This window comes from Pseudomonas farsensis, assembly GCF_014268805.2.
Taxonomy (GTDB): Bacteria; Pseudomonadota; Gammaproteobacteria; order Pseudomonadales; family Pseudomonadaceae; genus Aquipseudomonas; species Aquipseudomonas farsensis.
Window position 1 is genome coordinate 1,755,160 of record NZ_JABWRF020000001.1, and the last position, 20,872, is coordinate 1,776,031.

14 protein-coding genes and 1 pseudogene are annotated in these 20,872 nt (G+C 62.1%); 9 read left to right on the forward strand and 6 right to left on the reverse strand.

Features of this window, described 5'->3' with window-relative positions:
• Nucleotides 1–145: 145 nt before the first annotated feature.
• From HU719_RS08090 to HU719_RS08105, 4 genes are read left to right on the forward strand one after another with little or no spacing between them, the layout of a single operon-like run.
• Nucleotides 146–1,420 carry an MdtA/MuxA family multidrug efflux RND transporter periplasmic adaptor subunit gene (locus tag HU719_RS08090; RefSeq protein ID WP_186534646.1) on the forward strand — a complete coding sequence of 425 codons (1,275 nt, stop codon included), beginning with the start codon at nt 146–148 and terminating at the stop codon, nt 1,418–1,420.
• Nucleotides 1,417–4,515 (forward strand): MdtB/MuxB family multidrug efflux RND transporter permease subunit, encoded by a 3,099-nt coding sequence (locus HU719_RS08095; protein WP_186534647.1) that lies wholly within the window; start codon nt 1,417–1,419, stop codon nt 4,513–4,515. Before HU719_RS08090 ends, HU719_RS08095 begins: the two co-directional genes overlap by 4 nt.
• The gene (locus HU719_RS08100) at nt 4,512–7,622 is read left to right on the forward strand and encodes an efflux RND transporter permease subunit (protein ID WP_186516319.1); all 3,111 of its coding nucleotides are present in this window, start codon (nt 4,512–4,514) and stop codon (nt 7,620–7,622) included. Before HU719_RS08095 ends, HU719_RS08100 begins: the two co-directional genes overlap by 4 nt.
• Entirely contained in the window at nt 7,619–9,112 is a 1,494-nt protein-coding gene (locus HU719_RS08105; protein WP_186534648.1) for an efflux transporter outer membrane subunit, read from the forward strand. Before HU719_RS08100 ends, HU719_RS08105 begins: the two co-directional genes overlap by 4 nt.
• Before the next feature lie 242 nt (nt 9,113–9,354).
• Here the strand turns inward: HU719_RS08105 and HU719_RS08110 are convergent, their stop codons facing one another.
• Together HU719_RS08110 and alkB are read right to left on the reverse strand one after the other, a co-directional pair.
• Nucleotides 9,355–10,296 (reverse strand): RHS repeat-associated core domain-containing protein, encoded by a 942-nt coding sequence (locus HU719_RS08110; RefSeq protein WP_186534649.1) that lies wholly within the window; start codon nt 10,294–10,296, stop codon nt 9,355–9,357.
• Between the two features lie 132 nt (nt 10,297–10,428).
• On the reverse strand, nt 10,429–11,073 hold the full coding sequence (alkB, locus tag HU719_RS08115; protein ID WP_186534650.1) for a DNA oxidative demethylase AlkB: 645 nt from the start codon (nt 11,071–11,073) through the stop codon (nt 10,429–10,431).
• 208 nt (nt 11,074–11,281) lie between these two features.
• Here alkB and HU719_RS08120 point away from each other — a divergent pair, with 208 nt between their 5' ends.
• Complete coding sequence (locus HU719_RS08120; RefSeq protein ID WP_186534651.1) at nt 11,282–11,581, forward strand: hypothetical protein; 300 nt, start codon at nt 11,282–11,284, stop codon at nt 11,579–11,581.
• A 6-nt stretch (nt 11,582–11,587) separates the two neighbouring features.
• Here the strand turns inward: HU719_RS08120 and HU719_RS08125 are convergent, their stop codons facing one another.
• The gene (locus HU719_RS08125) at nt 11,588–11,971 is read right to left on the reverse strand and encodes a low affinity iron permease family protein (protein ID WP_186534652.1); all 384 of its coding nucleotides are present in this window, start codon (nt 11,969–11,971) and stop codon (nt 11,588–11,590) included.
• A gap of 150 nt (nt 11,972–12,121) precedes the next feature.
• Between HU719_RS08125 and HU719_RS08130 the strand changes: the two genes are divergently transcribed.
• Nucleotides 12,122–12,346 (forward strand): hypothetical protein, encoded by a 225-nt coding sequence (locus HU719_RS08130; protein WP_186516328.1) that lies wholly within the window; start codon nt 12,122–12,124, stop codon nt 12,344–12,346.
• A gap of 358 nt (nt 12,347–12,704) precedes the next feature.
• On the opposite strand, the pseudogene HU719_RS23590 reads toward HU719_RS08130, so the two are convergent.
• Nucleotides 12,705–12,980, reverse strand: a pseudogene (locus HU719_RS23590) (SDR family oxidoreductase); the annotation flags it as partial.
• Nucleotides 12,977–14,188, reverse strand: a complete 1,212-nt coding sequence (locus HU719_RS08140; RefSeq protein WP_186534654.1) for a zinc-dependent alcohol dehydrogenase — start codon at nt 14,186–14,188, stop codon at nt 12,977–12,979. The gene HU719_RS08140 and the pseudogene HU719_RS23590, both read right to left, overlap by 4 nt.
• A gap of 168 nt (nt 14,189–14,356) precedes the next feature.
• Between HU719_RS08140 and HU719_RS08145 the strand changes: the two genes are divergently transcribed.
• From HU719_RS08145 to HU719_RS08155, 3 genes are all read left to right on the forward strand, one after another.
• Nucleotides 14,357–14,872, forward strand: coding sequence for a sigma-70 family RNA polymerase sigma factor (locus HU719_RS08145; RefSeq protein WP_186534655.1), 516 nt, complete (start codon nt 14,357–14,359; stop codon nt 14,870–14,872).
• Nucleotides 14,869–15,831, forward strand: coding sequence for a FecR domain-containing protein (locus tag HU719_RS08150; protein ID WP_186516343.1), 963 nt, complete (start codon nt 14,869–14,871; stop codon nt 15,829–15,831). Before HU719_RS08145 ends, HU719_RS08150 begins: the two co-directional genes overlap by 4 nt.
• Nucleotides 15,832–15,939: 108 nt before the next feature.
• The gene (locus tag HU719_RS08155) at nt 15,940–18,399 is read left to right on the forward strand and encodes a TonB-dependent siderophore receptor (protein ID WP_186534656.1); all 2,460 of its coding nucleotides are present in this window, start codon (nt 15,940–15,942) and stop codon (nt 18,397–18,399) included.
• Between the two features lie 382 nt (nt 18,400–18,781).
• Here the strand turns inward: HU719_RS08155 and HU719_RS08160 are convergent, their stop codons facing one another.
• Nucleotides 18,782–20,872 carry a TonB-dependent siderophore receptor gene (locus tag HU719_RS08160; protein ID WP_225917128.1) on the reverse strand — a complete coding sequence of 697 codons (2,091 nt, stop codon included), beginning with the start codon at nt 20,870–20,872 and terminating at the stop codon, nt 18,782–18,784.

Genomic DNA, 20,872 nt, shown 5'->3' on the forward strand with positions numbered 1-20,872 from the left:
CGGGCCGTTTTCGTTTAAAGTTCACACCCTTGGCATCGTCAGCCGAAGGTAAATCACTGGTAAAGCTCCTTTGCTTATCCAATGCCAGTGCTTATCGTTCACCCTCGCCACGCCCGTCCTTTTCTGAACAAGGTTCGTTCGACCCATGCAAGTGTCCAATTCCCGTACCTCTCGTCGCTGGCTGTTCGGCCTGCTGATCCTGCTGCTGGTGGCCCTGTTGGCCTGGTGGCTGTGGCCCGCAACGACTGCTGACCAGCACGCCTCCGGTGGCCGGGCGGGCAAGGGCGGGCGGCCAGGGTTCGGCGCTTCGGCAGACCCGGTGCCGGTACGCGTCGAACCTGTGAAAGTCGGCGATTTCCCGCTGTACTACAAGGCGCTGGGCACCGTTACCGCCACCAACACGGTCAATGTGCGCAGCCGGGTGGCAGGGGAACTGGTGAAGATCCACTTCAAGGAAGGCCAGCAGGTCAAGGCCGGCGACCTGCTCGCCGAAATCGACCCACGCCCGTACCGCATCGCCTTGCAACAGGCCGAAGGTACCCTGGCGCAAAACCAGGCACAGTTGCAAAACGCCCAGGTGGACCTGGCCCGCTATAAAGGCCTGTACGCCGAAGACAGCATCGCCAAACAGACCCTCGACACCGCTCAGGCGCAGGTTGCGCAGTTCCAGGGGCTGGTCAAGACCAACCAGGCGGCAGTCAACGATGCCCGCCTGAACCTCGACTTCACCCAGATTCGCGCACCTTTGAGCGGCCGTCTGGGCCTGCGTCAGCTCGACTTGGGCAACCTGGTTACGGCCAACGACACCACCGCGCTGGTGGTGATCACCCAGACCGAGCCGATCAACGTCGCTTTCACGCTGCCTGAAACTGAGCTCGATACCGTGCTCGAACGCTACCGCAGCGGCGCAAGCCTGGCGGTCGAGGCCTGGGACCGTGGCGACCGCAAGCTGCAGGCCAGCGGTGTGCTGGGCAGCCTCGATAACCAGATCGACACCACCACTGGCACTTTGAAATTCAAAGGCACGTTCCAGAACAAGGACCATGCGCTGTTCCCCAACCAGTTCGTCAACGTGCGCCTGCTGGCCGACACCCTCAAACAGGTGGTACTGGCCCCGGCAGCGGCTATCCAGTTTGGCAACGACGGCACCTTTGCCTATGTGGTCAACCAGGAGAACACGGTGAACATCCGCAAACTCAAGGTGGGGCCGAGCGATGGTCAGGACAGTGTGATCCTCGAAGGCCTGGCCGCAGGCGACCGGCTGGTGCTCGAAGGCACCGACCGCCTGCGTGAGGGCACCAAGGTCGAGGTGGTCGAAGACAGCGCGCAAGTGCCGACCACCCCTGGCCAGCACTTGCAGGGCCAGGACGCCAAAGGCTCGGCAGACAGCGCTGAATCGGGCAGCAAGGCTGGCGCATGAACCTCTCTCGCCTGTTCATCCTGCGCCCGGTCGCAACCACGCTGAGCATGCTGGCCATCGTTCTGGCCGGCCTGATTGCCTACAAGATGCTGCCGGTGGCAGCCTTGCCCCAGGTCGATTACCCGACCATCCGCGTCATGACCCTGTACCCTGGCGCCAGCCCGCAGGTGATGACCAGTGCTGTCACCGCGCCGCTCGAACGCCAGTTCGGGCAAATGCCGGGCCTGGAACAGATGGCCTCGACCAGTTCTGGCGGCGCCTCGGTGCTGACCCTGCGTTTCAGCCTCGACATGAACATGGATGTCGCCGAGCAGCAGGTGCAGGCGGCTATCAACGCGGCCAGCAACCTGCTGCCCAGCGACCTGCCGGCGCCGCCGGTGTACAACAAGGTCAACCCGGCCGACACCCCGGTGCTGACCCTGGCCATTTCGTCGAAAACCATGCCGTTGCCCAAGCTCAACGACCTGGTCGATACCCGTGTTGCGCAGAAAATCGCGCAGATCAGCGGCGTCGGCATGGTCAGTATCGCCGGCGGTCAGCGCCAGGCGGTACGCATCAAGGTCAACGTCGATGCCCTGGCCGCCAATGGCCTGAACCTGGATGACGTGCGCACCTTGATCGGCGCTTCCAACGTCAACCAGCCCAAGGGTAACTTCGATGGCCCGACGCGGGTGTCGATGCTCGATGCCAACGACCAGCTACGTTCGCCCGAGGAGTACGCCAACCTCATCCTCAAATACAGCAACGACGCGCCGTTGCGCCTGAGGGACGTCGCCGAAATCGTCGACGGTGCCGAGAACGAACGCCTGGCCGCCTGGGCCAACAAGAACGAAGCGGTGCTGCTGAATGTCCAGCGTCAGCCGGGTGCCAACGTCATCGATGTGGTCGACCGCATCAAGCAGATGCTGCCGTCGATCACCGACAACCTGCCCGCGGGCCTGGATGTCAGCGTGCTGACCGACCGTACCCAGACCATCCGCGCCGCCGTGCGCGACGTGCAGCACGAACTGCTGTTCGCCATTGCCCTGGTGGTCATGGTGACGTTCCTGTTCCTGCGCCGGTTCAGTGCCACCATCATTCCCTCGATTGCAGTGCCGCTGTCGCTGATCGGCACCTTCGGGGTGATGTACCTGGCGGGCTTCTCGGTCAACAACCTGACCCTGATGGCGCTGACCATCGCCACCGGCTTTGTGGTCGACGATGCCATCGTCATGCTGGAGAACATTTCGCGCCACATCGAAGAAGGGCAGGCGCCGATGCAGGCGGCGCTCAAGGGCGCCCGGCAGATCGGCTTCACCTTGATCTCGCTGACGTTCTCGCTGATCGCGGTGCTGATTCCGCTGCTGTTCATGGCCGATGTGGTCGGGCGCCTGTTCCGTGAGTTTGCCATCACCCTGGCAGTGGCCATTCTGATTTCACTGGTAGTGTCCTTGACCCTGACGCCGATGATGTGCGCGCGGCTGCTCAAGCGTGAACCCAAGGAAGAGGAGCAAAGCCGCTTCTACCGCGCCAGCGGCGCCTGGATCGATTGGCTGATCAAGCACTATGCCACCGGTCTGACCTGGGTGCTCAAGCGCCAGCCGCTGACCTTGCTGGTGGCGGTGGCAACCCTGGCGCTGACCGTGGTGCTGTACCTGATAGTGCCCAAGGGGTTCTTCCCGGTGCAGGACACCGGTGTCATCCAGGGCATCTCCGAAGCGCCCCAGGCCACCTCGTTCGCCGCCATGAGCCAGCGCCAGCAGTCCTTGGCCGATGTCATCCTCAAGGACCCGGCGGTGCAGAGCCTGTCGTCGTATATCGGCGTCGATGGCGACAACGCCACGCTCAACAGCGGTCGCCTGCTGATCAACCTCAAGCCCCATGGCGAGCGCGATGTCAGCGCCGCCGAAGTGATCACCCGGCTGCAGCCGCAGCTCGACCGGCTGGTGGGTATCCGCCTGTTCATGCAGCCGGTGCAGGACCTGAGCATCGAGGACCGGGTCAGCCGCACCCAGTACCAGTTCAGCCTCAGCTCCCCAGATGCCGAGATGCTGGCCGAATGGTCGGGCAAACTGGTGCAGGCGCTGCAGCAGCGCAGCGAGTTGCAGGATGTGGCCAGCGACCTGCAGGACAAGGGCCTGCAAGTGTACCTGGTGATCGACCGGGACATGGCCAGCCGCCTGGGCATCAGCGTGTCGCAGATTACCAACGCGCTGTACGATGCGTTCGGCCAACGGCAGATTTCCACCATCTATACCCAGGCCAGCCAGTACCGCGTGGTGTTGCAGTCGCAGACCGCCGCCAGCCTTGGCCCCAAGGCCCTGGAATCGGTCCATGTGAAAGCCGCAGATGGCGGCCAGGTGCGCCTGTCGGCGCTGGCGCGTATCGAACAGCGCCAGGCGCAACTGGCCATCTCGCATATCGGCCAGTTCCCGGCGGTGATGATGTCGTTCAACCTGGCCCACGGCTCGTCGCTGGGCGAGGCGGTGCAGGTGATCGAGCAGGTGCAGAAGGACATCGGCATGCCGCTGGGCGTGCAGACGCGCTTCCAGGGCGCTGCCGAAGCGTTCCAGGCCTCGCTGTCGAGCACCTTGCTGCTGGTTCTGGCGGCCGTGGTCACCATGTATATCGTGCTGGGCGTGCTGTACGAAAGCTACGTGCACCCGGTGACCATCCTGTCCACGCTGCCCTCGGCGGCGGTGGGGGCGTTGCTGGCGTTGCTGCTCAGCGGCAATGACCTGGGCATGATTGCCATCATCGGCATCATCCTGTTGATTGGTATCGTCAAGAAGAACGCGATCATGATGATCGACTTCGCGCTTGAGGCCGAGCGCAACCAAGGCATGAGCCCCCAGGATGCGATCTACCAGGCGGCGTTGCTGCGCTTCCGGCCAATCCTCATGACCACGCTGGCGGCCTTGTTTGGGGCGGTGCCGCTGATGCTTGCCACCGGCTCCGGCGCCGAGCTGCGTCAGCCGCTGGGCTTGGTGATGGTCGGCGGGCTGTTGGTCAGCCAGGTGCTGACGCTTTTCACCACGCCGGTCATCTACCTGTACTTCGACCGCCTGGCACGCCGTTGGCGCCCGGCAGCGGACGTGCAGAAGGCTGACGCATGAACCTGTCCGGCCCATTCATCCGCCGCCCGGTAGCAACCATGCTGCTGAGCCTGGCGATCATGCTGCTGGGGGCGGTGAGCTTCAACCTGCTGCCGGTGTCGCCGTTGCCACAGATGGACTTCCCGGTCATCGTGGTCAGCGCCAACCTGTCTGGCGCCAGCCCTGAAGTCATGGCTTCCACCGTGGCCACGCCGCTTGAGCGCAAGCTGGGCAGCATCGCCGGCGTTACCACGCTGACCAGCAGCTCCAACCAGGGCTCGACTCGGGTGATCATCGGCTTCGAGCTGGGCCGCGACATCGACGGTGCGGCCCGTGAGGTGCAGGCGGCCATCAACGCCTCGCGCAACCTGTTGCCCAGCGGCATGCGCAGCATGCCCACCTACAAGAAGATCAACCCTTCGCAGGCGCCGATCATGGTGCTCTCGCTCACCTCAGCGGTGCTGGCCAAGGGGCAGTTGTACGATTTGGCCGACACCATTCTGTCGCAGAGCCTGGCCCAGGTCAGCGGGGTAGGGGAAGTGCAGATCGGCGGCAGCTCCTTGCCTGCCGTGCGTATCGAACTGGAGCCGCAATTGCTCAACCAGTACGGGCTGGCCTTGGACGATGTGCGCACAGCGGTTGCCAATTCCAACCAGCGCCGGCCGATGGGCTTTGTCGAAGACCAGGAGCGCAACTGGCAGGTGCGTGCCAATGACCAATTGGAAAAGGCTGAAGACTACAAGCCCATCGTCATTCGCCAGCAAGACGGCGCCATTCTGCGCCTGTCCGATGTAGCCAAGGTCAGCGATGGCGTCGAAAACCGCTACAACAGCGGCTTCTTCAACGACCAGGCCGCGGTGCTGCTGGTGGTCAACCGCCAATCCGGCGCCAACATCATCCAGACCGTCGAGCAGATCAAGGCGCAGATCCCGGCCTTGCAGTCGCTGCTGCCGGCAAGCGTCAAGCTCGATATCGCCATGGACCGCTCGCCGGTGATCAAGGCCACCTTGAAAGAGGCCGAACACACCTTGTTGATCGCCGTGGTGCTGGTCATCCTGGTGGTCTACCTGTTCCTCGGCAACTTCCGCGCCTCGCTGATCCCAAGCCTTGCGGTACCGGTGTCGCTGGTCGGCACCTTTGCGGTGATGTACCTGTGCGGGTTTTCACTGAACAACCTGTCGTTGATGGCGCTGATCCTGGCTACGGGCCTGGTGGTGGACGATGCCATCGTGGTACTGGAGAACATCTCGCGGCACATCGAAAACGGCGAAAACCCCATGAGCGCCGCCTACAAGGGCGCCAAAGAGGTTGGTTTTACCCTGCTGTCGATGAACGTGTCGCTGGTGGCAGTGTTCGTCTCGATCCTGTTCATGGGCGGCATCGTGCGCGGGCTGTTCAAGGAGTTTTCCATCACCTTGGCAGCGGCGATCATCGTTTCTCTGGTGGTGTCGCTGACCCTTACGCCGATGCTCTGTTCACGCTGGCTGAAGGTGCATGGGCCGCAGCAACAGACGCGCCTGCAACGCTTCAGTGACCGCATTCACCAGCGCATGGTTGACGGCTATGACAAGAGCCTGGGCTGGGCGCTGCGCCATCGCCGCCTGACGCTGTTGAGCCTGTTGGCGACCATCGTGCTCAATGTGGTGCTGTATGTGGTGGTGCCCAAGACCCTGATGCCGCAGCAGGACACCGGCCAGTTGCAGGGCTTTGTGCGTGGCGACGACGGCCTGTCTTTCAGCGTCATGCAACCAAAGATGGAAATCTACCGCCGGGCGCTGCTCAAGGACCCTGCGGTGCAAAGCGTGGCGGGGTTCATCGGCGGCAATAGCGGTACCAACAATGCCTTCGTGCTGGTGCGCCTGAAACCCATCGGCGAACGCAAGGAAGATGCACAGAAAGTGATCGAGCGCCTGCGCAAGGAGCTGCCGAAGGTGCCCGGTGGGCGTTTGTACCTGATGGCCGACCAGGACTTGCAACTGGGCGGTGGCGGCCGTGACCAAAGCACCTCGCAGTACCTCTATACCCTGCAGAGCGGCGACCTTGCGGCGCTGCGCGAGTGGTTCCCGAAAGTGGTTGCCGAGCTGCGCAAATTGCCCGAACTCACCGCTATCGACGCCCGTGACGGTGCCGGCACCCAACAGGTGACCTTGGTGGTCGACCGCGACCAGGCCAAGCGCCTGGGCATCGACATGGACATGGTCACCACGGTGCTCAACAACGCCTATAGCCAGCGGCAGATCTCCACCATCTACGACAGCCTCAACCAGTACCAGGTAGTGCTCGAAATCAACCCACGCTATGCCTGGGACCCAAGCACGCTGGAGCAGGTGCAGGTGATCACCGCCGAGGGTGCACGGGTGCCGTTGTCGAGCATTGCCCGCTATGAGAACACCCTGGCCAACGACCGCGTCAGCCACGAGGACCAGTTTGCTTCCGAGGACATCGCTTTCGATGTCGCTGAAGGCTACAGCCCGGACCAGGCCATGGCGGCGCTGGAGCGTGCGGTGGCCAAGCTTGGCTTGCCGGAGTCGGTCATCGCCAAGCTTGGCGGCACCGCCGATGCCTTCAGCAAGACCGCCGAAGGCCAGCCATTCATGATCCTGGGTGCCTTGTTGCTGGTGTATCTGGTGTTGGGCATTCTCTACGAGAGCTACATTCACCCGTTGACCATCCTCAGCACCTTGCCCTCGGCCGGGGTCGGGGCGTTGCTTGCGCTGTACCTCACCGGCGGGCAGTTCAGCCTGATTTCGCTGCTGGGGCTGTTCCTGCTGATTGGTGTAGTGAAGAAAAACGCCATTCTTATGATCGACCTGGCGCTGCAACTTGAGCGCAACGAGGGCTATTCGCCTGAAGAGTCGATCCGTCGCGCGTGTTTGCTGCGCCTGCGACCAATCCTGATGACCACGCTGGCGGCAATGCTCGGCGCGCTGCCGTTGCTGCTGAGCAGCGCCGAGGGCGCCGAAATGCGCCAGCCGCTGGGCCTGACCATTCTTGGCGGGCTGGTGTTCAGCCAGGTGCTGACGCTCTATACAACGCCTGTGGTCTACCTGTACCTCGACCGCCTGCGCCACCGTTTCAACCGTTGGCGCGGCGTGCGCACCGACGCTGCCCTGGATACCCCGCTATGACTTTTGCCCATTCTCCACTGCACCGTGCCCTGCAAATGCTCACTGCGGGTCGCGGTTCGCGCCTGGCAGGCGCCGGGCTATGCCTGGTGATGCTCAGCGCCTGCACCCTGAGCCCTGACTACCAGCGTCCTGAACTCGCCACCCCGGCGCAGTTCAAACAGGCCGAAGGCTGGACCCAGGCCAACCCGTCCGACGCCATTGCCCGGGGGGCCTGGTGGGAGCTGTATGGCGATGCCCAGCTCAATGCGCTGGTCGAGGAGCTCAACCGCAGCAACCAGACCGTCGCCCAGGCCGAAGCCCAGTACCGCCAGGCCCAGGCCCTGGTGCGCAGCAGCCGCGCCTCGCTGTTCCCGTCCCTTGAGCTGTCTGCCGGCAAGACCCGCTCGGCGCAGGGCACCGGCAGCTCCAGCTCGAGCCTGTCGAACAACAGCAGTGGCATCCGCGACACTTACAACGCCCAGTTGGGCGTTAGCTGGGAAGTCGATCTGTGGGGCAAGCTGCGCGAAACCCTCAGTGCCAACCAGGCCAGCGCCCAGGCAAGCCTTGCCGACATGGCGGCTATCCGCCTGAGCCAGCAGTCGGAGTTGGTGCAGAACTACCTGCAACTGCGGGTGATCGACGAACAGAAGCGCCTGCTCGAAGCCACCGTGGCCGCCTACGAGCGGTCGCTGAAAATGAACCAGAACCAGTACCGCGCAGGGGTCGCCGGCCCGGATGCGGTGGCGCAGGCGCGCACCCAGCTCAAAAGTACCCAGGCCGACCTGATCGACCTGGCCTGGCAGCGCGCGCAGTACGAAAACGCCATCGCGGTACTGATGGGCAAGGCGCCGGCCAATTTCGCCCTGGCGGCGACCCAGAGCATCCCGACGCTGCCGCAGATCCCTGTGGCGCTGCCGTCGCAATTGCTGGAAAGGCGCCCCGACATCGCCGCTGCCGAGCGCAGCGTGATGGCCGCCAATGCCAATATCGGCGTGTCCCGCGCGGCGTACTTTCCGGACCTGTCGCTGAGCATGAGCGGCGGCTATTCCAGCAGCAGTTTCAACAACTGGATCGAACTGCCCAACCGCTTCTGGTCGGTCGGCCCGCAGTTGGCGCTGACCCTGTTCGACGCCGGCAAACGCAGCGCCGAGGTGGACCGCACGGTGGCCGTCTACGATCAAACCGTCGCCCAGTACCGCCAGACCGTGCTGGACGGTTTCAAGGAGGTCGAAAACTACCTGGTGCAGTTGAAGGTGTACGCCGATGAAGCCGTGGTGCGCCAGGAGGCGCTGGAAGCGGCCCGCGAATCGTTGCGGTTGACCGAGAACCAGTACAAGGCCGGGCTTATCGGCTACCTGGACGTGGTCAACGTGCAGACCACGGCCCTGAGCAACGAGCGCAGTGCACTGACATTGCTGCAAGGGCGCTTGCTCGCCAGTGTGCAGTTGATTGCGGCATTGGGTGGGGGGTGGGATGAGCAGCGGGCGTTTGCTGAACAGCGGGAAGAGTGACCTGAACTCGGTGCCGGCCCAAGGCTTGGGGGCGGAACACCTAGGAGTTTCCCGGACTGTATGGCTTGCTGTCCCAGCTAACTATGCTCGAAGTATAGTTTCGGGTCTTGTTTTTATAGCTGTCCGTTAAGGGCTCCTTTCCCCCGGAAGTAGGCTGGGTCCTAAGGGGTAACGCACGATCCATACATACCCAATTGTGTAGAAATTATATGCCAAGTGCGTATGTATGCGGTGCGAAGTTTTTATTTGCTGTTATGTCGGGGCCTGCCAGTAGTTGTCGGTTTGGCATCGGCTTCGCGTGATTTTTCAGGGTGGCGAATAAGGTGAATTTTTCTGTCGACTGCTTTGATTAGGTTTGATCTCGCTATTTCGGGGCCAATTCCCGCTTCTCTGAGCGCTGAGGAAGGAGAGGTCTTAGCCCATTTTGCAAGAATAATTAGTTGTCTCCCTATTAGCGTATCTTCTAGGGTTAAGTAGCGAGCCGCTCTATTGGACTGGAAGTTCCAGCTGAGGAGAATATCTGTTTCTGTATCCGCAGAGGCAGTGTGGCTCGGGGGGGGAGCCTGAGAATCTGGTTCCGATGGTGGCACGTTAGGTTTTAAAGCGCTTGATGGAGTATTTTTTGAATTGGCTGATGCATGTTGCGATGCGCTTGTAGATGGCGCTGTCACACTGCCGGAAGGGGAGGTCTTGATGCGCTTAGCGGGTTTTTGGAGTTTTAGGGAGGGCGAGCGTTTCATAAAGCCAGAAGGATCTGAATAGTTGATCGGGTCACCTGAGCAGTACCCGTAACAGTTGATATCGCCAGCGCCAAATGGGCTGTATGAAATATCGGGATTGTAGAAGCGCATCAGTGTCGGACTGAAAAGGCGTACGCCATTTCCTGAATAGTAGATCCCTTGCAGAAAGAAATTTAGCTGCCCGGCAAAGCCTTGGGCTATTGTCTCGATTGTCTTGCTATAGCCGTAGGCTGTGTATCCACGCGACTGAGTACTCGACGGTATAGATCCAATCACAGAGTCTATGGCGTCGCAACCCAGTAGCGCTAGGGTATTCAAGTCGAGGTGCTGCGTGGCCTGCGCCAAAGGCATCGATCCTGATCGGAATAACTGGGTTTTTTTCTGTTCGTTGATCAAGGTTACGGGCTGGTCCCCTAAATAGAACACTCTAAGTTTACCTGCCATAGGTCACCTCCACTTGTCTCACAATGACTTGACCTTAACCAACCCGGGCACCAGCCGAAACTGACAAAACTATTAGGTGCCAGGCTCGTAAAAACGAGCGCGCGTTATCAGGCGGGCTATCCATACCCCGATTCAACCGGCCTTGCGCAAAGTCAAGTTGATCCGTCGCTCGCCCAAGCGCGGATGCACGCCAGGCTTGACCGGCATCACTCCATGAAAGCGCAGCCGGTCTTCGCCGCCCCACACCAGTATGTCCCCATGATTGAGGGCGATACGTTGGGGCCGATCACCGCGTTGCAGGCCGCCGAACAGAAACACTGCCGGCAGCCCCAGAGAAATCGACACGATAGGCTGGCTGAAGTCTTGTTCGTCGCGGTCCTGGTGCAGGCTCAGGCCAGTGCCGGGCAGGTAGTGGTTGATCAGGCAGGCGTCAGGCACAAAGCCTTCAAAGCCGGCCTGTGTAGCAGCGGCGCTGGCCAAGGCCAGCAGTACCGGGGGCAGGGCAGGCCAAGGCGCGCCGCTTTGTGGGTCGAGTGCGCTGTAGCGGTAGCCACGCTCATCACTCACCCAGCCCAACGCGCCGCAGTTGCTCAGGGCCACGGCCATGCTGCGCCCCCCGGGGGTCAGCATATGGCGCCAAGGCGCGGCCCTGAGCACTGGCCGCAGGGCGTCAAGCAGCGGTTCGGTCTGCGCCACGGCGAACCCTGGCAGCAGCACCGTATGGGCGGCTAGTTGCTGCGGTGCAGGGCCAAACAGGTCGAGATCAGGTTGAATCATGGCACTGGCCAATTGCTCGATAAGACTGCGAAGGCAGTTTACCCCACGGCTTATGGCCACCCAAGGGCCGACTGGCAGACCAATGTTCTGGCAGGTGAGGGCCAGGCTGCTGTAGTCGGGCGCCCGACTGTCTGCTGGCGTTGATTCATTTCGACCCTTTACAGGTGCCTGACGCTCTACCCAGAACAATGACAACGAGGGCAGATCGATGAAAAAACGAGGCGAGGTCTATCGGCAGTGGTGCGACGTGATTCTGCACCACCAGATCCACGAAGAAACTCTGGATGACGGCACCTGCATAGAGGTCCAGGGTCGCTTGTCACGCACAGGCGCAACGCAATTGTTCATTGGCGTGTATCGCGCCGATGGCGCTGTGGTGTGCGAGCGTGCATACACCCAGCGGCCCGGTGAGAGTGTCAGCCGGGCAATGGTCTGGGGAGTGGGCTACGCCCGGCGCAAGGCAACTGCGGCCCCGGCCAGCAGGGGCGTCGCAAGCATTGGTATTTGAGCGGCCTCAAGCCTGCGGGGGCGTGCAGTCATCCTTTTCAGGGCAATCCCCCGCCAGAGCGCGATATTCCTTGCGCAGTTCGCGCAGCGCCTTGCTGTCCATGGCTTCGAGGTCCAGCACCGAGCGTTGCGCCGATTTCGATGCGCGGATCAGTTCGTCGAGCTTCACATGAATGATGTCGTTGTCGCGGTTCTGGGTGTTCTGAATCAAAAACACCATGAGGAAGGTGACGATGGTGGTCGAGGTGTTGATGATCAGTTGCCAGGTATCGTTGTAATGAAACCATGGCCCCGATACTGCCCACATGATGATCAGCACGATGGCGATCAGAAATGTGCTAGGGCGGCCGGCCTGATTGGACAGCCATTGGCAGAATTGCGCGAACTTCATGAGCTACCTCCGTGTGATCGTTCCATAGTCGGACCACAGCGTGCGGCAGAAATCTTTTTTAACATTCAACCGCTGTGCGGGGCAGTTAAATCAAACTTTTGCGGCAGACCAGGGCTCTTCTGAAGGACATCAGCCCATCAGGAGAGCGTTATGAACCGTACCGAAAGCAAAGCGGCCGACAAAGTGCCTCGGCCGATTTCTTCCGAGCAGGCGCAGCGTGGCGAGGGTTCCCCTGACCCAGTGCTGGAGCGTCCAGAACCGGGTACCGAGACCGTGGACAAGGTTATTACGCCGACCTCGATCAAAGAGCAGGAAGAGCAGGCAGAAGCGATCAAGCGGCAGTTGGCAGAGGTTGAAAACAAAACGCACCGTTGAGTCAACACGGTCAATGTAGGAGCGGCCTTGTGCCGCGAAAGGGCTGCAAAGCAGCCCCAGCGATTCTGCATGATTTGCAGATCATAGGGGCTGCTGCGCAGCCCTTTCGCGGCGCAAGGCCGCTCCTACAGACGCCGTGCCCACCTTGGTTTCAGCGCCGGCCACGCAAGCAGGCCAGCACCACGGATGCACCTACCAGCACAAGCGCACCTGCCACCCACAAGCGCGACACGGCTGGCGTGCGCTGGCGCCCACCAGCCTGCCCAGCGTCCGTTTCCGGCGCCAGCCCTGCGTCGGCGTCACCGCTGCCTTGTGCACTATCACCCGCCACCGGCTCGGCGTCTTCAGGGGGCCACTGTTTGAGACGAGAAACCTCAAGGCGGGTGCCGTCAACCAGCGTTAACACCAGGTTCTCGATATTACCCGCTGCGCGGTTGGGAAATACCGGTTCGCCGGTCGGGTCCAGCGCGTCGTAGATGAATCGGGTCCCTTCAAGCCAGCCGACGGCGGTGAGTAGTTCCGGGCCCAGGTAGTACTTGCCGTCCAGAAAGAACCCCGGGAAAGGATGCGCACGCTCCGTATTCTCGATGCGATAACGCTCACCCGGGCGCATGCCGGTTGCCAAGTCAATCATGGCCGCGCCCCTCCAAAATCGCCCAGCGTGCCAGAGGCAGCACCGGGCACCAGAATGACCTTGCGGCAGTCGTCCTGCTTCTGGTCGAACAGCTTGTAGCCCAAGGCCGCTTCCTCCAGCGCCAGGCGGTGGGTGACGATCAACTCGGGGTGCAAGCGCTCAGCCTCGATATGATCGAGCAGCTCCGGGAGAAACTTCTGCACGTGGGTCTGGCCCATCTTGAAGGTCAGGCCCTTGTCGAACGCATCGCCGAACATGAAGGCATGGATGAACCCCGCGTACACCCCCGGCACGCTGACCACCCCGCCACGGCGCACCGCTGCAATGCTCTGGCGCAACGCCTTGCCGCTGCTGCCTTCGATCTTCAGCGCCGTCAGCAGCGTTTCGGTGGTGCTGCCTTTGGCCTCAAAACCCACCGCATCGATGACCGCATCCACCCCGCGCATGCCCGGGGTCTGACGGATGATGCTGTCGGCGGGGTCGTCGTCCTGGGTGAAATTGATCGGGATCACGCCATAGGTGTCGCGGGCGAAGGCCAGCCGGTAGTCGTTGTCGTCGACCATGAAGATGCTTTGTGCCCCCAGCATGCGCGCGCATGCCGCGCTGAGCAGGCCGACGGGCCCTGCGCCATAAATGGCAACCGTCGAGCCTTGGCCAATTTGTGCATTGGTGACGGCCTGCCAGGCGGTGGGGAGGATGTCCGACAGAAACAGCACTTTATCGTCGTTCAGCGTGCCCGGCACCTTGAACGGCCCGACGTTGGCCTTGGGCACGCGCACGTAGTCGGCCTGGCCGCCAGGCACGCCGCCGTACAGGTGGCTGTAGCCGAACAACGCGGCGCCCGGCGGGATGCCTTTCTTGTTGATGATCGCGCCCCGGCCCGTATTGGTGGTTTCGCAGGCGGCGAACTGGTCGAGCTGGCAGAAAAAACAGCTGCCGCAGGCGATCACGAAGGGAATTACCACACGGTCGCCGACTTGCAGGTCGGTAACGCCGCGCCCGGTGTCCTCCACCACACCCATGAACTCGTGACCGAAGATATCGCCCGCTTCGGTATGCGGAATCTTGCCGTGGTACAGGTGCAGATCAGAGCCGCAGATCGCGGTTGCAGTCACCCTGAGGATGATGTCGTCCTCATCCTGAATGATCGGGTCCGCGACGGTGTCGACCCTGACATCGTTGGCGCCGTGATAGGTCAGTGCTCGCATTGTTCTACTCCTGCAGAGGCCTGTTTTTGAGGTGGTCTATGCAGGGGAAGCCAATGGGGGAGGGAAAGTTCAGGTGAACTGTTCCAGTGGTGGGCATGGCGTTGGCATTGCCAAGACACACAATAAAATGGCAAATTGCAACTAATTCTCATTAGTGACTTGATCTTCATGGCCTCATTCGACCTTGCGCTGAGCACCGCGCTGCATAACCTCTATGCCGACCACAGCCCATGGCTACGCAACTGGCTGCGCAAGCGCCTTGGCAGCAGCTGCGATGCCGCGGACCTGGTGCAAGACACCTTCGTGCGGGTGATCAAAGCCCGTCAGGCCCTGGATGTGCGCCAGCCTCGGCAGTACCTGAGCACAGTTGCCAAGGGCCTGGTGATCGACCTGTACCGGCGCCGTGCCCTGGAGCAGAGCTACCTGCAAGCCTTGGCGGCGCTGCCCGAAGATGTCTACCCCAGCGAAGAAACCCAGGCGCTGGTGCTGGAAACGCTGATGGAGATCGACCGCATGCTCGATAGCCTCGGCGACAAGGTCCGGCAGACGTTCATCCTGTCGCAGTTCGAAGGCCTGAGTTACCCGGCCATCGCCCAGCGCCTGGGTATCTCGCTGCGCACCGTCAACAACCACATGGCCAAGGCCATGGAGCATTGCTGCCTGATGCGCATGGGCCTGCTATGACTACGCCACGTGCCGTGCTCGGGCTGGCCGAGCGCCAGGCGTTGCGCAGCGCGGCGCAGTGGTATGCGCGGCTGTCGTCGGGGCAGGGCGGCGCCGCCGAACAGGCCCGCTGGCAGCAGTGGCACAACGCCGACCCGCTGCACCGCGAGGCGTGGCAGCAGGTGGAAGCTGTGCAGCAGATGATTGCCCGTGTGCCAGGCGAACTTGGCGCTCCGGTGCTGCAACATACCGGTGAAACCCGGCGCCGGGTACTGCAGCAGTTGCTGATGTTGGCGGGGTTCGGCGTGGTCGGCTGGAACGGCTGGCACAGCGACTGGCGGGCAAGCCTGATGGCCAGTTACCGCACGCGGGTCGGTGAGCAGCGCCAGGTGCTGCTTGCCGATGGCAGCCGGGTGTTGCTCGATAGCCAATCGGCACTGGATGTCAGCTTCGACAACGCGCAGCGCTTACTGCATCTGCTGAGTGGGCGAGTGCTGGTCGAAACCGCTGCCGACCCGCTGGGCAGGCCGTTGCGCGTGGATGTGGCGCAGGGTCAGGTCGAGGCACTGGGGACGCGCTTTACCGTGCAGGTCGAAGCGCAGTTCTGCGAAGTGGCGGTTTTGGAAAGCGCGGTTCTGGTACGGCCGGCTGCGACTGCGGGTTCGTTGCGGGTCAATGCCGGGGAGCAGGTGCGTTTCGATGCCAACGCGCTGGGCCAGCCCTGGAACAGTGACATAACTGCTGCATCCTGGCGCACCGGCAGCCTGATCGCCATCGAGCGCCCGCTGGCGGACCTGCTCGATGAGCTTGCGCGCTACCGCCATGGCTGGCTGAGGTGTGACCCCGCCATCGCCGGGTTGAAGATCTCCGGGGCGTTTCCTCTGCATGACATCGACCTTGCCCTGGCGGCCCTGCACAGCGGCTTCGGCCTGCGCATCGTGCGCCGCACCGATTACTGGGTGACCGTGCTACCAGCATGACCGGCCCATTGAAAAATATTTTCATTCGCATTGCACTGTTTGCACCCTTCGCTCGGCTCATCCCCTGACAGGTATCGATTGATCGATTCAATTTGGGGAAGGGAAACAATGAAATACCCGCACCATGGGCTGCTCAAGCCCGCTGCCGTTGCATTTGGCCTGAGTTTTTGTGGCCTGGGCGTTGCCAGCCTGCCGAACGTGGCACACGCCGCGCAGGCCAGCGGCGCGCAGTACTACCATGTGCCGGCCGGCAGCATGACCCGCGCGCTCAGTGCCTTTGCCTCGGCCTCAGGCAGTGCGCTGTCGTTCGATGCGGCGCTGCTCGACGGGCTGAAATCTGCAGGGCTTGAAGGCAACTACAGCGTCGCCGAAGGCTTTGCTGTGCTGCTGCAAGGCTCCGGGCTGCAAGCCATACCGCAAAGCAATGGCAGCTACGCGCTGCGCCCGCTTTACAAAGCCGACGGCGCGGTAGAGCTGGGCGCCACCACCATCAACAGCGCAGCGCTGGGCCTGACCACCGAAGGCAGCGGGTCGTACACCACCGGCCAGAGCGCCTCGGCCACGCGCATGGCATTGTCGCTGCGCGAGACGCCGCAGTCGGTCAGTGTGATCACCCGTCAGCAAATGGATGACCAGGGCCTGGTCGACCTGGCCAAGGTGTTGCAACAAACCCCAGGCATCACCGTCAACCGGGAAAACTCCGAAGGTTACACCTACTACGCCCGCGGCTTCGAGATCCAGGCCTTCCAGTACGACGGAATCCCCAGCCTGAGCAGCGATGGCGGCAACGTGCGCGACAACTACAGCATCGGCAACTCGCTGATCTATGACCGCATCGAAGTGCTCAAGGGCGCCACCGGCCTGGTCAACGGCGTGGGTTACCCATCCGGGGTGATCAACATGGTGCGCAAGCGCCCAACCCGCGAGGCGCAGGGCCATGTGGCGGCAGGAGCGGGCTCGTGGGACCGTTACAGCACCGAGGTGGATGTGTCTGGCCCGCTGGTCGATAGCGGCGCCCTGCGCGGGCGTATGGTCGCCGGGACCGAGCAGCACGACAGTTTCATCGACTACCAGAAGGGCGAGCAGCAGGTGTTCTACGGCATTGTCGAGGCCGACCTGAACGATGCCACCACCCTGAGCGTTGGCTACGACTACCAGAAGAACAATAACGACGCGACTACCAACGCCCACCTGCCGGTGTTTTACAGCGATGGCCGGCGGGTCGACCTGTCGCGCTCAAGCAACCCCGGCGACAAGTGGGCGTACCGCAACCAGAACACCCACCGCGCGTTCGTAGGCCTTGAGCACCAGTTGCAGAACGACTGGGTGGTCAAAGGCACCGTGTCCTATCGCAAGTACACCTCTCGCGAAATTCTGGCGGGGTTGTCGGGCGCGCATATCGACCCGGTGACCAACACCATCGATCACGGTTTTTATGCCGGCGGCGCGTCCAAGTTCAATACCGACACCGACGAGAAATCCGTCGACCTGTTTGCCAAAGGGCCATTCGAGCTGTTTGGCCGCACCCACGAATTGGTCGTCGGCTACAACTATGCGCGCAATAGCTCGACCTCCAAACGGACTGACGGCACCACCGACGCCAGCGTCAACCCGTTTACCTGGGATAACAACGCCGCGTACCCGACCGACTGGGCCTGGTGGTCGACGCAGCAGATCGAAGCCACGCAGAAAGTCAGCTACGCCGCCGTGGTGCTCAAACCCACCGATGCCTTGAGCGTCATTCTGGGTGCGCGGGTCAACGACTATGAATGGTCGCTGGACAGCATCAACGGCGCGGGTATCAGCAGGTCCTACCCGACCACCAACAGCGGTGAGGTCATTCCGTACGCCGGTATTACGTATGACCTGGATGAGCAATACACGGTGTACGCAAGCTACACCGATATCTTCAAGCCGCAGCCTTACAACAAGGACGCCAACGACAACCCCATCGAGCCGCTGACCGGGCAGAGCTACGAGTTGGGCATCAAGGGTGAGTACTTTGATGGGCGCCTCAACGCAAGCCTTGCGCTGTTCCAGCTCAAACAGGACAACCTGGCGCAGAGCACCGGGCGTACCAACAGCGAAGGTTTTGAAGAAATGCGTGCGGTGTCGGGCGCGACCACCAACGGCGTAGAGCTTGAGGTTGCCGGCGAGTTGCTACCTGACTGGAACATCAATGCAGGCTACGTGTACCAGGCTTCCTACGATGCCGACCATGTGCGTGTGGCCACCACCCAGCCTCAGCACCTGTTCAAGGCCGCAACCACCTACCGCCTGCCGGGCGTGCTGAACCGGGCGATCGTGGGCGGTAATGTGCAGTGGCAGAGTGCGACTTTCTTCGGCGATGACAGTTTTGCCGCCGCAGTTGGCCCGCAAAAGTTCGAGCGCGGCAGCTACGCGGTGGTTGGGCTGATGGCCAGCTACGACTTCGACGAGCATCTGAAGGGTACGGTGAACGTCAATAACCTGTTTGATCGGGTCTATTACAGCGGCATTGGCAACTACAACACCGCTTACTATGGCGACCCACGCAATGTGATGTTCAACGTCAAGTACAGCTTCTGAGGGCAGTGCCGGCGAGAGCAGGCTTGTACAGAACCATAGAATCTCCCTCCCAGGCCCTGCTCAACCGCAACATTGCTTGATGGACCCAATCCAGTGGGAAATGGTAGACAGTTGTGGCGAGCGGGCTTGCCCCGCGTTGGGCTGCGCAGCAGCCCCTGAGGATTACCCTTGGGTTTTCAGGGCTGCTGCGCAGCCCAGCGCGGGGCAAGCCCGCTCGCCACAAGGAGATATGCCTGGCGAGAACAGGGCTGTACAAAACCATCGAATCTCACACGCAGCCCAGTTCTCTACGTGACAGCTCAGCCCAAAGAGCTGGGCGATTTCCTGCTAGGACCGCGTGCTGCCTGAGAACGGGGCGGGCCCGGGGCACCCAGCAGCTGAGTCACAGGCTCAGGCTCAGGCTGACACTCACATTGCGCGGCTCACCCGGCACTACCCACGCGCTGTTATACGAACGCTCGTAGTACGTGCGATCGAACAGGTTGTTCAAGTTCAGCCCCAAGGTGACTTGCTCGCTGGCCTTGTAGTGCGCAAGCAAGTCAACCGTGCTGTAGGCGGGTAGGGTGAAGTTGCCGCCGGCCTGGCCTGAACGCTCGCCCACATAGTTGAATGCAGCGCCGACATCCGAGCCGCGCAGCGCACCATCCTGGAACTCGTAAACGCCCAGCAGGCTACCGCTATGCCGGGCAATACCCAGCAGGTCGCTGCCCTCAGGCAGGCTGGCATCACCCTTGGTCACTTCTGCATCGATGTAGGCGTACGCCCCTATCACGCGCACAGCGTCGGTGACCTGGCCGCTGAACTGCATGTCCAGGCCCTGGCTGCGCGCCTTGCCAGCGGCAACGCTGTCGCCAAGGGCATCGGTGGTGAGGACGTTTTCCTTGTCGATGCGAAACAGCGCAATGGTGGCGCCAAGACGGCTGTCGAGCAGGTCGAGCTTCACGCCGGTCTCGTACCCCAAGCCTTTTTCCGGTTTGTACACCTGGCCCTGGGTGCCGAGGGTGTTGGGCTTGAACGAGGTGGAGGCGTTGGCGAACACGCCCACCTGCGGCGTCAGTTGGTAAAGCAGGCCGATGCGCGGGGTGGCAACGTCCTTCTCCTGGCTACTGCTGACCCCGCTGGTACGGTTCAGGGAAGTCTGCTCGATGTGCTCCAGGCGCACGCCCACCAAGCCACGCAGGCGCTCGGTGAAGGCAATCTGGTCTTGCAGGTTCAGTGCGTAGCTTTCGGTGTGCTCGTGGAAATCGTTGGCGCGGGTCAGCGCGGGCTTGGCCTGGCCGTACACCGGGTTGTAGATGTCCAGGCCGTAGCCGAGCAGGGTGGCGCTTTGTGGGTACTTCTGGCTGTTGCGGTAATTCTCGTATTCAAGGCCGATCAGCGTCTGGTGCTCCCAGCCCGCCCAATTGAAGGTGCCGTGCAGCTCGGCCTGGGTGATGTTGTCGTTCCACTCGAAGTCGCGCTCGCGGTAGAAGCGGGTGATGGTGCTGCCGACCACCGCCTGTGGTTCGGAGCTGGCGCCCTTGAGCGTGCCTTGGGTGTAGTGGTTGGCCAGGCGCAGCTTCCAGTCATCGCTGAGCATGTGCTCAAGCGCCAGGTCCACGGTCTGGTTGTCGTTGCGGACCTGCCCATCATTGGGCTCACCGAGGAAAGTCGAGCGTTTGACCGAACCCAGGTCACCGTTGACGGCCGCAATGCCCCGGTCGAATACCGACTCGGTGCGGGAAAACTCGGTGTCCAGCAGCAACCGCGTATCGGGCGACAACTGCCAGCTCAACGACGGGCTGACGATGCGCCGTTCGCTGTTCACATGGTCGCGGAAGCTGCCGTTGTCTTCGACGGCCATGTTTATCCGCCCCAACAGGTTGCCTTCGCTGTCCAGCGGCGCGTTGGCGTCCAGGCTGGTGCGGTAGCGGTCCCAACTGCCGGCGCTCAGGCTCAGGTTGCTGAAGGTCTCGGCCTGCGGGCGCTTGGTCACGATATTGACTAGCCCGCCGGGGTCGCCACGGCCGTACAGGCTGGCCGCCGGGCCTTTGAGCACTTCGATGCGCTCGATGTTGGAGGTGTCCGGGGCGCTGTAGCTGCCTCGGTTGACGGCAAAGCCGTTCTTGTACAGCTCGCCGGTGGTGAAACCGCGCACGCTGTAGTTGAGGAAGGTCAGGCCGCCGAAGTTGTTCTGCCGCGCCACGCCGCCGGCAAAGTCCAGGGCTCGGTCAATACGCGTGGTATTGAGGTCCTTGAGTACCTGCGCCGGGATGACCTCGATGCTTTGCGGGGTATCGCGGATGTCGGTATCGGTGCGGCTGGCGGTGGCCGAACGGGTCGCCCGATAGCCTTGCACCGGGCCGTCGGCGCGTTCTTCAACGTAGGCGTCGGTAATCGAGATGGCTTCCAGCGTCAGGGGTTCTGCGGCGTAGAGCGGTTGTCCAAACATACCGAGGGTCAAACCGGCCAGCAGGGGTGCGTGATGTTTCAA

Coding starts and splice junctions, on each gene's coding strand:
- HU719_RS08090 (WP_186534646.1), top strand. CDS start 146: ATGCAAGTGTCCAATTCCCGTACCTCTCGTCGCTGGCTGTTCGGCCTG.
- HU719_RS08095 (WP_186534647.1), top strand. CDS start 1,417: ATGAACCTCTCTCGCCTGTTCATCCTGCGCCCGGTCGCAACCACGCTG.
- HU719_RS08100 (WP_186516319.1), top strand. CDS start 4,512: ATGAACCTGTCCGGCCCATTCATCCGCCGCCCGGTAGCAACCATGCTG.
- HU719_RS08105 (WP_186534648.1), top strand. CDS start 7,619: ATGACTTTTGCCCATTCTCCACTGCACCGTGCCCTGCAAATGCTCACT.
- HU719_RS08110 (WP_186534649.1), bottom strand. CDS start 10,296: ATGGCAGGTAAACTTAGAGTGTTCTATTTAGGGGACCAGCCCGTAACC.
- alkB (WP_186534650.1), bottom strand. CDS start 11,073: ATGATTCAACCTGATCTCGACCTGTTTGGCCCTGCACCGCAGCAACTA.
- HU719_RS08120 (WP_186534651.1), top strand. CDS start 11,282: ATGAAAAAACGAGGCGAGGTCTATCGGCAGTGGTGCGACGTGATTCTG.
- HU719_RS08125 (WP_186534652.1), bottom strand. CDS start 11,971: ATGAAGTTCGCGCAATTCTGCCAATGGCTGTCCAATCAGGCCGGCCGC.
- HU719_RS08130 (WP_186516328.1), top strand. CDS start 12,122: ATGAACCGTACCGAAAGCAAAGCGGCCGACAAAGTGCCTCGGCCGATT.
- HU719_RS08140 (WP_186534654.1), bottom strand. CDS start 14,188: ATGCGAGCACTGACCTATCACGGCGCCAACGATGTCAGGGTCGACACC.
- HU719_RS08145 (WP_186534655.1), top strand. CDS start 14,357: ATGGCCTCATTCGACCTTGCGCTGAGCACCGCGCTGCATAACCTCTAT.
- HU719_RS08150 (WP_186516343.1), top strand. CDS start 14,869: ATGACTACGCCACGTGCCGTGCTCGGGCTGGCCGAGCGCCAGGCGTTG.
- HU719_RS08155 (WP_186534656.1), top strand. CDS start 15,940: ATGAAATACCCGCACCATGGGCTGCTCAAGCCCGCTGCCGTTGCATTT.